The sequence below is a fragment of the Streptomyces daghestanicus genome (assembly GCF_020521275.1).
In the GTDB taxonomy this organism is placed as follows: Bacteria; Actinomycetota; Actinomycetes; order Streptomycetales; family Streptomycetaceae; genus Streptomyces; species Streptomyces griseoviridis.
Genome location: NZ_BNDX01000014.1, coordinates 1 through 13,323, shown reverse-complemented (window position 1 = coordinate 13,323; position 13,323 = coordinate 1). Strand labels below are relative to the sequence as shown.

The following is a 13,323-nucleotide window of genomic DNA, read 5'->3' as shown; positions in this document are numbered from 1 at the left end:
GAGGACGGGCCGGACCGCCGTGCCGCCCCGCCCCCCGTCGGGGCGGCACGGCACCCCCGGCCGGACCCGGTGGTAGGACGCGACCGCACGGAGAGGCAAGGCATGAGCGGCAACCCCACAGCAGCGCCCGCCCACCCCGGCGGACCGGCCGCGCCGCCCGCGCCCGGCCCCCGCTTCACCGCCCACCACGCCGGCCGCGCCTGGCTGCTGGCCCCGGCCGGCCCCGTCGACCCGCGCGCCCGCGCCTTCACCGCCGGACTCGCTCCCGACCCCGAGGCCACCGTCGTCGTCGCCGATCTGCCCGACGGCGCCGACGACGCCACCTTGGACCGGCTCGCCCGGGCCGTTCCCGCCGGGACCGGTGACCTGCGGCTGGTCTTCGGCCGCCCGCCGCTGCGGGACCCCGTCGCCGTCGCCCGGTGGCTCGCCGCCCGGCTGGGCCGTGCCGTCGTCGTCGCCCGGGGACCGCTGCTGTCCGTCCCCGGTGGCGGCCTCTACGCGGGTCCCGCGCACGGACCGGGCTGGCTGCGCTGCCCGCCAGGCGGGCCCGCCGTGCCCCACTCCCGGACCTTCCCCCGGCCCACCTGGGAGGCCGCGCTCCCCGACCACCCCTGGCGGCTCGGCCGCAGCGTCGCCGAACCCCTCCCCGCCGGCGTGTGGCTGCGCCCCGCCGACGGCGTCGCCGACCCGGGCGGCCACCGCGGGCGGCTCCTGCGCGGCGCCGGCGTCCACGCCGACCTGCTCACCGTGGCGGTCGGCGCCCCCGGTGCCCCGGCCGTGCCCGTCGCGGACGTCGCCCGGTTCTGGCAGGACCTGCCGCCGTCGCTGCGGCCCGCCGTGCGGTTCCTCTGCTACGGACCCGCCCGCCTGAGCGGCGGACGGCACTTCGGTGACGTCCTCGCCCAGGTCGTCGGCGAACCCGTCCGCCTCCTCGGCGGTCTGCCCCGTCCGGGCCGTGACGGGGCCGACGCCGCCCTGCTCACCGGCCCGGACGGCACGCCGGGCAGGCCGCTGCGGGCCCGGGAGTTCGTCCATCTGCCGCCGGCCGCCACGGAGCCGCCCGCCTCCCCGTACGCGGTGGCCCACGGATGGCCCCTCGGTGATCTCCCCGAGGCCGGCCCGGGCGCCCACCGGCTCGCCGAGGACGTGGTCGTCGAGGTCGTCCGCGGCGGACTGTGGGTCCGGCCGGAACCGGCCCCCGCGCACGCCGCGCAGGTACGCGGCGCCGACCCCGACCCCGAGCACGAACGCGTCCTGTGCGACGCCGGGTCGGAGGACCTGCTCCCCCGGCTGCGGAGACTCGCCCAGGAGCTGACGCGTTCCTTCCCCGCCGACCTGCGCCGCGCGGTCCGCCTCGGCGTCTGCCGGCCCACCGGACCGGACGGCGGCGCGGTGCCCCACGCCGCACCCGCGCCGGGAGGCGGCACCGCACCCCACCGTGCCGCCCCGCCTCCGCTCACCTCCGGGGCCGGTGACGCGGCCCGCACCGGTCTCACCGCCCTCGCGGCCGAGGTGCTGCGCCGGCACCCCGAACTCACCGGCCGGGAAACGGACGCCGACGCCGTCACCGCCCTCGCCGCCGTCCTCGGCCGGCTGGCGGGCGCCGCCTGCGAGAGCCCCGGCGACCTCGCCCTGCTCCGCCGCGGCCTGGACATGCTCCCCGTCCACCACGGCCCCACCGGGCTGCGCGCCCCCCTCGACGAGCCGATGCGCCAGTGGTACGCCACCCCCCGCGAGATCACCGACCCGCAACCCTGCGAGGCGTCGGCGCGGGGGCCGGCCGACGCTCCGGGCGGCACCGACTTCCTCATCTGGTCCACGAACGGCCGCCGCACCGATCTGCTCGACCCGCTCGTCCCCGGCCGGGTGCTGTTCGCCCCCGGTACCCGGTTCCGGGTCCTGGAAGCGGACCCCGGCGCCCCGGGCGTCGTCCTGATGCGCGAACTGGCCCCCGGCGAACCGGCCGGCGACACCGCCGCCGACCGCGCGGCGGCCCGGGACCTGGTCCGCGCGCTGCGGACCTGGAACACCGGCCACGACACCCCCTGAGGCAGGAACGCGCCCCACCCCGCGCGGTCCGCCGCGAGGACGTGTGCGCGGGGTGGGGCGCGTCCCACACCCGGGGACGGGTGCCTCGGTCTCAGTCGTCGTAGATCTCGGTGCACCGGTTGTTCGAGAACAGCGGGCCCTCGACCACGGGGAGGTCGTCGGCCGGGTCCTGGATGACGGTGGTCAGGCCCGTCACCTTGCCCAGACACTCGTCCGCGGCGCTCTCACTGTCCCCGCTGCCGCCACCGACGTACATGTCGAGCCAGGTGGTGGCACCCTCGGGCGCGGAGTCCAGGTTGTGGCAGGGCCCGTCCTGGGGACTGCCCCCGTCACCACAGGCGTCCTCGACGATGAAGTACCGGCGGACCTTGGGGAAGTAGAAGCGGGTGCCGGCCGGATAGTCGAGGGTGTCCTTGCCTCCCTCGTTGACATGCCCGACCGCCAGGGTGATGGGGTCCTCCCAGGTACCGGTACCGCCGGCCTCGTCGTGAACGACGGGATGGGAGATCTGCGCGCTGCCCCGGGGCGTGTTGTCGAACCAGGTGTAGCCCGTGGTGAACGCGTTGGAGATCGTCTTGCCCGAACCCGAACCCGAACCCGAGGCATCCACCGCGCCTTCCCGCATCCCAGCCACCGGCGAGGGGTCGACCGCGCCGCCGCGGAGCGTTCCCTCTTCCGTGGCGGACGGGGACGCCGGCGGTGACACCGGTACCGGATCGACCGCTCCGCCGGGAAGAGTGGCCTTACCCGTCCCGGGGGCTGTCGTGTTCACCTTGTTGAAGATCTTCAGGAACTCGTGGGCCTGCTGCTCCGTGCCGCTGCAGTCCTCGGAGAGCCCGCCCGCCTCCGGGCAGGCCTTGTCCCGGCCGACCGCCCAGAACGAGAGCTGCTGGATCCCCTTCTCCACCGCGAAGTCCGCCAGACGCGACGCGTCCTCCACCGTGAACGTCTCACCCGGGGTGTCGTTCACACCGATCATCGGCGTGTTCCCCTGCATCGCCCACAGCTCCTGCTCGGACTTCCCCGGCCAGATCTGCCCCAACTGCCCGTGCAACGCGGTCGCCGCGTCGATCGCGGCCTGGCCCATGTCCGCCACCGCCGAGCCGTAGTCCATCGTCATGATGTTCACCAACGACACCCGCAGCCCGGACTCCGCCGCGTCCTGGAGCATGGCCACCCCGTCCGCCTGCAACCCGTCCACCCCCGACGGCAGCGTGAACTGCACGTCCAGATGCCCCCCGGCACCCTCCACATCCTTCTGCAACGCCGCGAGCGCCTCATTGCGACGCCGGTTGGCGTCCATGTCGGCCAGCGTCGCACCCTCGATGTCGAAATCGATCCGGGACAACCCGTACGCGTCCACCACCGACCGGTACTGCGCCTCCAGCGCCTCCACCGAGTCACACCCCGACGCCAGCTCGGTGCCCGACGCCCCACCGAACGACGCGATCACCTCACCGCCCGAACCGCGCAAGCCCGTCACCGCCGCCAGCCAGCCCTCGTCCGACACCGGCGTCGTCCCGTTCAGCGCGGCCTTGCACCCGCCACCGTCCAGCACGAACGCCAGCGACGCGTACCGCAGTCCCGCCGCCCGCGCCTCCTCCAGCACCGACGGCGACTTCCACGTCTCCACGTACGGAGCCGCGTACCGCGACGGGAAGGCCGAGTCGGTCGCCAGCGGTGCCTCGCCCCCCGTCGGCGGGGCGATGTCCTTGCCGTCCTCGGTGACGAACTTCCAGGTGATGCCCTCCACCAGGCCCTTCTCCAGCGGCGCGAGCTGCTCGAAGGCGGACTGGGAGAGGTCGAGGTGGCCGGAGTCGCAGGAGGGGCACATGTCCTTGACGGGCACGGTGATGGTCTTGCCCCCGTACGACACCTGCACCGAGACACCGTCGCAGAGCGGGTCCTGGTTGGGGTCGGCGGAGGTCCACCACTCGTGGGACACCGCGACGAGGTCCTCGGTCGCCGCGTCCACCTGGGTGCCGCAGGCGCCGTACCCCTTGTCGTTGTAGTACGTCATCTGGCCGGCGATCTCCTCGGCACTGACCGGGGTGTCGGCCAGCGCCAGGGACACGCCGCCCAGGGCGACGGCCACCACGGCGACTGCGCCGCCCGCGATGACCCGGTTCCGGATGGGCACGCTTTCTCCTGATCGGTCGGACGGTGGTGTTCGGCCCCCGGCCCGGCTGATCCAGACCAGGGCGACGGCGCCGAACGGGGCCCGTAGCGCGGGCCCGCGCGGTCCGTGGCGGACGCGGCACCGGGCTGATCATGGGAGAAGGGGGCGGGTCCGGGCGGAGAACCGGCGGGCGTGTGCCCGGTGGGCCACTCACTCCGCCTCTTCGGCCACCGCGCCGCGCGGGTCGTTCACGAGCGGGCGATGGCCACTCGTGCAGGGCTGTCCGCAAACGGGCAGTCCTTCGCCGCCCGCCTGGAGGAGCCCCCGCCGCCTCTGGTCCGATGGTCCGGTCGGATGCCACCCCTGCCAGGGGAAGCGCGTACAGCACGGCCAGGACAGCGGGTGAGAAAGGCTTGGGCGAGACGCCTCAGCGCCGCCCCGGCGGCGCGCCGGCCCACCGCCCCGGCGTGCCGCCCGCCGGGGACGGCACCCCGTGAGCAGGCGCACCTCCGGCGGACGCGGCCCCCTGCGGAGCCTCGCGTCCCGGCTCGGCGGCTCCGGACCGGTCGCCGGTGCCGGCCCCGTGGTGCTGCTCCGGCCGGACGCCGCGCGGTCCGCGGACCTCTCGGCGACCGTCGACGCCCTGCGCCACGAGGACCGGGACCACGCGACCGTGGTGGTCGAGCCCGGCGACGACGCCACCCGGGGCGCGTGGCGGCACCTCGGCTCGGTACTGGACAAGTTCGTGAAGTCCGGTGTCACCACGGTGCGGTTGGTGTGGGCGGGCGCCGCGGCCGAGCGGCCGGGCCGGACCGCCCCCGCGCGGCGGATCAGCGACGACTGGGGGCTGGCGGTCGTCGCCCCGGCAGGACCGGTGGTGGTCGTCCCCGGAGGCTCGCTGTTCGCCCCCACCGGGCCCGGGGGCCTCGGCGGCTGGTGGCGGCTGGAGCCCGGCTCGGACCCCCGGCCGCTGGGCCTGCGGCATCCCCTGCCGGTCTGGGAGGACGCGGCGGCGCTCCTCGCCTCCGACGCCGTCGAGCGCCATGTCGTGGTCTCCGTGCCCGCCGGGGTGCAGATCCGCCGGGCGGAACCACTGCCCGGCGGCGCGGCGGACATCGGCGCCTTCATCCCCGTGGACCGGGACCGGCTCACCGTCGTCGTCGGTGCCCCGGGCACGTCCGAGGTGACCGCGCGGGCGCTGGCCGCACTGCTGACCCGGCTGCCGCCCCGCGCCCGGTCCGCCGTGCGGCTCGTCCCCGGTGACGGACGCGACCTCCTGGACGTGGGCCGGCGGACCGCGAACCTCCTCGGCACCGAGGTGGAGGTCGTCAACGGTGTTCCCGCGCTGCTGGAACCGGCGGACGGCACGGCGGGCGAGGCGGCGGTGGTCCTGGTCGGAGCGGACGGCGAACCGGCCTGGCGGCCCTTCGCCGAAGCGGTCGCCTGCCTGCCCGCCGGGGGCGGAGGCACCCCCGTGCCGCGCGTCCTGCGCCCCCGGTCGCCGGTGGCGGGGGAGACGGTCGGCGACGACGGGACCCTGCAACTGGACGACGACTGGCAGGTCACCGTCACCCGCGCGGGGCTGTGGGTCGGACCGCGCGGCACGGAACGGCCCGCCCACCTGGGGTGGACGCTGGACCCCGAGACCGTGGTCGTGGACGTCGGCGTGCCCGGACGGCGGCTGGACGACGGGGTGTGGCCGGTGCTCGACGGCTTCCTGGAGCGGCTGGAACCCGGCGTGAGCGAGCGCACCACCCTCCACGTCAGGGGGGTGAGCGGCACCCGGGGCGGACGTCAGGCGCGCCGCGTCGCCGAACGCCTCGGGCTCGGCCTGGAGTACGACGTCGAGCCGTCCGCGGACCACGACGAGCCGGAGGCCCGCCCCGCGCCCCAGCGGGACGGCGCACCGGACGCCCCCTGGCACGCGTCACCGATGAGCGTCCGCATCCGCCATGTGGCGGCACCGCCCGCTCCCACGGCGACCGCCGCGGCCGGTCCGACGACGGGTACGGCCGCCGAGGGCGGCGGTGCCGGCGTCCGCCCGGAGGGCGGGGGGCGGACTCCCGGGACGCCGGCCGGGCGGCCGGTGCCGGCGCCGGACGGCGTGCTTCCCTCGTGGCTCCCGGCGACGGGCACCGCGACGGCTGCGGCGACGGGCGGCACCGCCGGGGTGCCGGGCGGCGCTGCCGGAGTGCCGGGCGGCGCTGCCGGAATGCCCGGAGTGCCCGGAGTCACTGGGGTTCCCGGAGCGTCCGGGTCCTCCGGGGTGTCCGGGTCCTCCGGGGTGTCCCGGACATCTGGGGTGTCCGGGGCGGCCGGTGACGGAGTCGCGGGCGCCGGCGCGGCGGTTGCGCGGCCGCCGGTGGTGCCGGTCGTCGCCTCCTCGCGGATAGCCGACGGTCCGGTCACGGGAACACCCGCCGGGTCGGCCCTACCGCCGGGATACGCCGAGGCGTACGCGGCCAGCCGCTCCCTCGGGGCGCCGGGGCGCCGCCCGGTGCCGGTGGCCTGGAACACACCGGGTGCGAAGGAGACCACGGCGGCCGTGGCCCGGCCTGTCCCGGGGCCGCCCTTCCCGGCCCCGCCCGTCGTGGCTCCGCCCCTGCCGACCCCGCCCGCCCCGAACCCGCCCGCCCCGGCTCCGCCTGTCCCGGCTCCGCCCGCCCCGAATCCGCCCGCCCCGAACCCGCCCGTCCCGGCTCCGCCCGCGCCGACCCCGGCCACCGGGGCCGGGCCCGGCGCCTCCCGGCCGGCGGCCGTACCGCCTGCCGCGCGCCCGCTCGCCGGGAGCCCCGCCGGTACGGCCCTGCCGTCTCCCGCGTCCGGTCACCCTGGTCCTCCCGCCGGCTTCCGGCCGGGTGGTACCCCGACGCCCCCCGCCCCGTATCCGGTCACCGGGAACCGGCCCGGTGCGCCACAGCCGCCGGCACCTTCGGGGCCGGGCGTCCCCCCGCCGGCACCGGCTCCCGCCCCGCGTCCCCGGCGGGCCGCGCCGGGGCCGGCCGGCCCCCTTCGGGACCGCGGCACACCCGGCCCGGCCCCGCCGGGGACGTCCGGGGCGGGAGCCGCCGGTGCCGGCGGGGGGACGCCCGGCCCCGAAGGTGCCGGCGGCTGTGGCGCACCGGGCCGGTTCCCGGTGACCGGATACGGGGGCGGGGGGCGTCGGGGTACCACCCGGCCGGAAGCCGGCGTGAGGACCAGGGGTGACCGGACGCGGGAGACGGCAGGGCCGTACCGGCGGGGCTCCCGGCGAGCGGGCGCGCGCGGGCGGTACGGCCGCCGGCCGGGGAGGCGCCGGGCCCGGCCCCGGTGGCCGGGTCGGCGCGGGCGGAGCCGGGACGGGCGGGTTCGGGGCGGCGGATTCGGGGCGGGCGGAGCCGGGACAGGCGGAGCCGGGGGCGGGCGGGTTCGGGGCGGGCGGGGTCGGCAGGGGCGGAGCCAGACGGGCGGGGCCGGGAAGGGCGGCCCCGGGACAGGCCGGGCCACGGCCGCCGTGGTACTCCTTCGCACCCGGTGGTGTTCCAGGCCCACCGGCACCGGGCGGCGCCCGGCGCCCCGAGGGAGCGGCTGGCCGCGTACGCCTCGGCGTATCCCGGCGGTAGGGCCGACCCGGCGGGGTGTTCCCGTGACCGGACCGTCGGCTATCCGCGAGGAGGCGACGACCGGCACCACCGGCGGCCGCGCAACCGCCGCGCCGGCGCCCGCGGACTCCGTCACCGGCCCGCCCCGGACACCCCAGATGTCCGGGACACCCCGGAGGACCCGGACACCCCGGAGGACCCGGACGCTCCGGGAACCCCCAGTTGACTCCGGGCACTCCGGGCATTCCGGCAGCGCCGCCCGGCACTCCGGCAGCGCCGCCCGGCACCCCGGCGGTGCCGCCCGTCGCCGCAGCCGTCGCGGTGCCCGTCGCCGGGAGCCACGAGGGAAGCACGCCGTCCGGCGCCGGCACCGGCCGCCCGGCCGGCGTCCCGGGAGTCCGCCCCCCGCCCTCCGGGCGGACGCCGGCACCGCCGCCCTCGGCGCGCCGTACCCGTCGTCGGACCGGCCGGCGGCGGTCGCCGTGGGAGCGGGCGGTGCCGCCACATGGCGGATGCGGACGCTCATCGGTGACGCGTGCCAGGGGGCGTCCGGTGCGCCGGTCCCGCTGGGGCGCGGGGCGGGCCTCCGGCTCGTCGTGGTCCGCGGACGGCTCGACGTCGTACTCCAGGCCGAGCCCGAGGCGTTCGGCGACGCGGCGCGCCTGACGTCCGCCCCGGGTGCCGCTCACCCCCCTGACGTGGAGGGTGGTGCGCTCGCTCACGCCGGGTTCCAGCCGCTCCAGGAAGCCGTCGAGCACCGGCCACACCCCGTCGTCCAGCCGCCGTCCGGGCACGCCGACGTCCACGACCACGGTCTCGGGGTCCAGCGTCCACCCCAGGTGGGCGGGCCGTTCCGTGCCGCGCGGTCCGACCCACAGCCCCGCGCGGGTGACGGTGACCTGCCAGTCGTCGTCCAGTTGCAGGGTCCCGTCGTCGCCGACCGTCTCCCCCGCCACCGGCGACCGGGGCGCAGGACGCGCGGCACGGGGGTGCCTCCGCCCCCGGCGGGCAGGCAGGCGACCGCTTCGGCGAAGGGCCGCCAGGCCGGTTCGCCGTCCGCTCCGACCAGGACCACCGCCGCCTCGCCCGCCGTGCCGTCCGCCGGTTCCAGCAGCGCGGGAACACCGTTGACGACCTCCACCTCGGTGCCGAGGAGGTTCGCGGTCCGCCGGCCCACGTCCAGGAGGTCGCGTCCGTCACCGGGGACGAGCCGCACGGCGGACCGGGCGCGGGGCGGCAGCCGGGTCAGCAGTGCGGCCAGCGCCCCGCGCGGTCACTCGGACGTGGCCCGGGGCACCGACGACGACGGTGAGCCGGTCCCGGTCCACGGGGATGAAGGCGCCGATGTCCGCCGCGCCGCCGGGCAGTGGTTCCGCCCGGCGGATCTGCACCCCGGCGGGCACGGAGACCACGACATGGCGCTCGACGGCGTCGGAGGCGAGGAGCGCCGCCGCGTCCTCCCAGACCGGCAGGGGATGCCGCAGGCCCAGCGGCCGGGGGTCCGAGCCGGGCTCCAGCCGCCACCAGCCGCCGAGGCCCCCGGGCCCGGTGGGGGCGAACAGCGAGCCTCCGGGGACGACCACCACCGGTCCTGCCGGGGCGACGACCGCCAGCCCCCAGTCGTCGCTGATCCGCCGCGCGGGGGCGGTCCGGCCCGGCCGCTCGGCCGCGGCGCCCGCCCACACCAACCGCACCGTGGTGACACCGGACTTCACGAACTTGTCCAGTACCGAGCCGAGGTGCCGCCACGCGCCCCGGGTGGCGTCGTCGCCGGGCTCGACCACCACGGTCGCGTGGTCCCGGTCCTCGTGGCGCAGGGCGTCGACGGTCGCCGAGAGGTCCGCGGACCGCGCGGCGTCCGGCCGGAGCAGCACCACGGGGCCGGCACCGGCGACCGGTCCGGAGCCGCCGAGCCGGGACGCGAGGCTCCGCAGGGGGCCGCGTCCGCCGGAGGTGCGCCCTGCTCACGGGGTGCCGTCCCCGGCGGGCGGCACGCCGGGGCGGTGGGCCGGCGCGCCGCCGGGGCGGCGCTGAGGCGTCTCGCCCAAGCCTTTCTCACCCGCTGTCCTGGCCGTGCTGTACGCGCTTCCCCTGGCAGGGGTGGCCATCCGACCGGACCATCGGACCAGAGGCGGCGGGGGCTCCTCCAGGCGGGCGGCGAAGGACTGCCCGTTTGCGGACAGCCCTGCACGAGTGGCCATCGCCCGCTCGTGAACGACCCGCGCGGCGCGGTGGCCGAAGAGGCGGAGTGAGTGGCCCACCGGGCACACGCCCGCCGGTTCTCCGCCCGGACCCGCCCCCTTCTCCATGATCAGCCCGGTGCCGCGTCCGCCACGGACCGCGCGGGCCCGCGCTACGGGCCCCGTTCGGCGCCGTCGCCCTGGTCTGGATCAGCCGGGCCGGGGGCCGAACACCACCGTCCGACCGATCAGGAGAAAGCGTGCCCATCCGGAACCGGGTCATCGCGGGCGGCGCAGTCGCCGTGGTGGCCGTCGCCCTGGGCGGCGTGTCCCTGGCGCTGGCCGACACCCCGGTCAGTGCCGAGGAGATCGCCGGCCAGATGACGTACTACAACGACAAGGGGTTACGGCGCCTGCGGCACCCAGGTGGACGCGGCGACCGAGGACCTCGTCGCGGTGTCCCACGAGTGGTGGACCTCCGCCGACCCCAACCAGGACCCGCTCTGCGACGGTGTCTCGGTGCAGGTGTCGTACGGGGGCAAGACCATCACCGTGCCCGTCAAGGACATGTGCCCCTCCTGCGACTCCGGCCACCTCGACCTCTCCCAGTCCGCCTTCGAGCAGCTCGCGCCGCTGGAGAAGGGCCTGGTGGAGGGCATCACCTGGAAGTTCGTCACCGAGGACGGCAAGGACATCGCCCCGCCGACGGGGGGCGAGGCACCGCTGCGACCGACTCGGCCTTCCCGTCGCGGTACGCGGCTCCGTACGTGGAGACGTGGAAGTCGCCGTCGGTGCTGGAGGAGGCGCGGGCGGCGGGACTGCGGTACGCGTCGCTGGCGTTCGTGCTGGACGGTGGCGGGTGCAAGGCCGCGCTGAACGGGACGACGCCGGTGTCGGACGAGGGCTGGCTGGCGGCGGTGACGGGCTTGCGCGGTTCGGGCGGTGAGGTGATCGCGTCGTTCGGTGGGGCGTCGGGCACCGAGCTGGCGTCGGGGTGTGACTCGGTGGAGGCGCTGGAGGCGCAGTACCGGTCGGTGGTGGACGCGTACGGGTTGTCCCGGATCGATTTCGACATCGAGGTGCGACGCGGCCGACATGGACGCCAACCGGCGTCGCAATGAGGCGCTCGCGGCGTTGCAGAAGGATGTGGAGGGTGCCGGGGGCATCTGGACGTGCAGTTCACGCTGCCGTCGGGGGTGGACGGGTTGCAGGCGGACGGGGTGGCCATGCTCCAGGACGCGGCGGAGTCCGGGCTGCGGGTGTCGTTGGTGAACATCATGACGATGGACTACGGCTCGGCGGTGGCGGACATGGGCCAGCCGCGATCGACGCGGGCGACCGCGTTGCACGGGCAGTTGGGGCAGATCTGGCCGGGGAAGTCCGAGCAGGAGCTGTGGGCGATGCAGGGGAACACGCCGATGATCGGTCGTGAACGACACCCCGGGTGAGACGTTCACGGTGGAGGACGCGTCGCGTCTGGCGGACTTCGCGGTGGAGAAGGGGATCCAGCAGCTCTCGTTCTGGGCGGTCGGCCGGGACAAGGCCTGCCCGGAGGCGGGCGGGCTCTCCGAGGACTGCAGCGGCACGGAGCAGCAGGCCCACGAGTTCCTGAAGATCTTCAACAAGGTGAACACGACAGCCCCGGGACGGGTAAGGCCACTCTTCCCGGCGGAGCGGTCGATCCGGTACCGGTGTCACCGCCGGCGTCCCCGTCCGCCACGGAAGAGGGAACGCTCCGCGGCGGCGCGGTCGACCCCTCGCCGGTGGCTGGGATGCGGGAAGGCGCGGTGGATGCCTCGGGTTCGGGTTCGGGTTCGGGCAAGACGATCTCCAACGCGTTCACCACGGGCTACACCTGGTTCGACAACACGCCCGGGGCAGCGCGCAGATCTCCCATCCCGTCGTTCACGACGAGGCCGGCGGTACCGGTACCTGGGAGGACCCCATCACCCTGGCGGTCGGGCATGTCAACGAGGGAGGCAAGGACACCCTCGACTATCCGGCCGGCACCCGCTTCTACTTCCCCAAGGTCCGCCGGTACTTCATCGTCGAGGACGCCTGTGGTGACGGGGGCAGTCCCCAGGACGGGCCCTGCCACAACCCTGGACTCCGCGCCCGAGGGTGCCACCACCTGGCTCGACATGTACGTCGGTGGCGGCAGCGGGGACAGTGAGAGCGCCGCGGACGAGTGTCTGGGCAAGGTGACGGGCCTGACCACCGTCATCCAGGACCCGGCCGACGACCTCCCGTGGTCGAGGGCCCGCTGTTCTCGAACAACCGGTTGCCACCGAGATCTACGACGACTGAGACCGAGGCACCCGTCCCCGGGTGTGGGACGCGCCCCACCCCGCGCACACGTCCTCGCGGCGGACCGCGCGGGGTGGGGCGCGTTCCTGCCTCAGGGGGGTGTCGTATGCCGGTGTTCCAGGTCCGCAGCGCGCGGACCAGGTCCCGGGCCGCCGCGCGGTCGGCGGCGGTGTCGCCGGCCGGTTCGCCGGGGGCCAGTTCGCGCATCAGGACGACGCCGGGGCGCCGGGGTCCGCTTCCAGGACCCGGAACCGGGTACCGGGGGCGAACATCACCCGGCCGGGGACGAGCGGGTCGAGCAGATCGGTGCGGCGGCCGTTCGTGGACCAGATGAGGAAGTCGGTGCCGCCCGGAGCGTCGGCCGGCCCCCGCGCCGACGCCTCGCAGGGTTGCGGGTCGGTGATCTCGCGGGGGGTGGCGTACCACTGGCGCATCGGCTCGTCGAGGGGGGCGCGCAGCCCGGTGGGGCCGTGGTGGACGGGGAGCATGTCCAGGCCGCGGCGGAGCAGGGCGAGGTCGCCGGGGCTCTCGCAGGCGGCGCCCGCCAGCCGGCCGAGGACGGCGGCGAGGGCGGTGACGGCGTCGGCGTCCGTTTCCCGGCCGGTGAGTTCGGGGTGCCGGCGCAGCACCTCGGCCGCGAGGGCGGTGAGACCGGTGCGGGCCGCGTCACCGGCCCCGGAGGTGAGCGGAGGCGGGGCGGCACGGTGGGGTGCGGTGCCGCCTCCCGGCGCGGGTGCGGCGTGGGGCACCGCGCCGCCGTCCGGTCCGGTGGGCCGGCAGACGCCGAGGCGGACCGCGCGGCGCAGGTCGGCGGGGAAGGAACGCGTCAGCTCCTGGGCGAGTCTCCGCAGCCGGGGGAGCAGGTCCTCCGACCCGGCGTCGCACAGGACGCGTTCGTGCTCGGGGTCGGGGTCGGCGCCGCGTACCTGCGCGGCGTGCGCGGGGCCGGTTCCGGCCGGACCCACAGTCCGCCGCGGACGACCTCGACGACCACGTCCTCGGCGAGCCGGTGGGCGCCCGGGCCGGCCTCGGGGAGATCACCGAGGGGCCATCCGTGGGCCACCGCGTACGGGGAGGCGGGCGGCTC

The 13,323-nt window shown here is 76.9% G+C and carries 8 protein-coding genes; 5 read left to right on the top strand and 3 right to left on the bottom strand.

Features of this window, described 5'->3' with window-relative positions; genetic code table 11:
• The first annotated feature begins 102 nt into the window (after positions 1 to 102).
• Complete coding sequence (locus Sdagh_RS25545; RefSeq protein WP_189422246.1) at positions 103 to 2,049, top strand: hypothetical protein; 1,947 nt, start codon at positions 103 to 105, stop codon at positions 2,047 to 2,049.
• Positions 2,050 to 2,140: 91 nt separating this feature from the next.
• On the opposite strand, the gene Sdagh_RS25540 is transcribed toward Sdagh_RS25545, so the two are convergent.
• Together Sdagh_RS25540 and Sdagh_RS25535 are read right to left on the bottom strand one after the other, a co-directional pair.
• Positions 2,141 to 4,189, bottom strand: a complete 2,049-nt coding sequence (locus Sdagh_RS25540; RefSeq protein ID WP_189422245.1) for a cysteine/serine endopeptidase inhibitor — start codon at positions 4,187 to 4,189, stop codon at positions 2,141 to 2,143.
• 4,756 nt (positions 4,190 to 8,945) lie between these two features.
• Positions 8,946 to 9,626 (bottom strand): hypothetical protein, encoded by a 681-nt coding sequence (locus tag Sdagh_RS25535; RefSeq protein WP_226535785.1) that lies wholly within the window; start codon positions 9,624 to 9,626, stop codon positions 8,946 to 8,948.
• A gap of 729 nt (positions 9,627 to 10,355) precedes the next feature.
• On the opposite strand from Sdagh_RS25535, the gene Sdagh_RS25530 reads away from it, so the two are divergent.
• The 4 genes from Sdagh_RS25530 to Sdagh_RS37235 all read left to right on the top strand — a co-directional run bounded on the left by Sdagh_RS25530 (position 10,356) and on the right by Sdagh_RS37235 (position 12,102).
• Positions 10,356 to 10,805: an RlpA-like double-psi beta-barrel domain-containing protein gene (locus Sdagh_RS25530; RefSeq protein WP_226535783.1), complete on the top strand. Its 450-nt coding sequence runs from the start codon at positions 10,356 to 10,358 to the stop codon at positions 10,803 to 10,805.
• Positions 10,772 to 11,050: a glycoside hydrolase family 18 protein gene (locus Sdagh_RS25525; RefSeq protein ID WP_226535781.1), complete on the top strand. Its 279-nt coding sequence runs from the start codon at positions 10,772 to 10,774 to the stop codon at positions 11,048 to 11,050. Before Sdagh_RS25530 ends, Sdagh_RS25525 begins: the two co-directional genes overlap by 34 nt.
• A 51-nt stretch (positions 11,051 to 11,101) precedes the next feature.
• The gene (locus Sdagh_RS25520) at positions 11,102 to 11,377 is read left to right on the top strand and encodes a glycoside hydrolase family 18 protein (protein WP_226535779.1); all 276 of its coding nucleotides are present in this window, start codon (positions 11,102 to 11,104) and stop codon (positions 11,375 to 11,377) included.
• Positions 11,378 to 11,784: 407 nt separating this feature from the next.
• A complete protein-coding gene (locus Sdagh_RS37235) occupies positions 11,785 to 12,102 on the top strand; it encodes a hypothetical protein (protein ID WP_504967639.1) in 318 nt (105 codons plus the stop codon).
• 340 nt (positions 12,103 to 12,442) lie between these two features.
• On the opposite strand, the gene Sdagh_RS25515 is transcribed toward Sdagh_RS37235, so the two are convergent.
• Positions 12,443 to 13,201 (bottom strand): hypothetical protein, encoded by a 759-nt coding sequence (locus Sdagh_RS25515; RefSeq protein WP_226535777.1) that lies wholly within the window; start codon positions 13,199 to 13,201, stop codon positions 12,443 to 12,445.
• Positions 13,202 to 13,323 lie beyond the last annotated feature (122 nt).

What these genes read in the sequence shown, in the direction of transcription:
- Sdagh_RS25545 (WP_189422246.1), top strand. Translation starts at nt 103, where the DNA reads ATGAGCGGCAACCCCACAGCAGCGCCCGCCCACCCCGGCGGACCGGCC.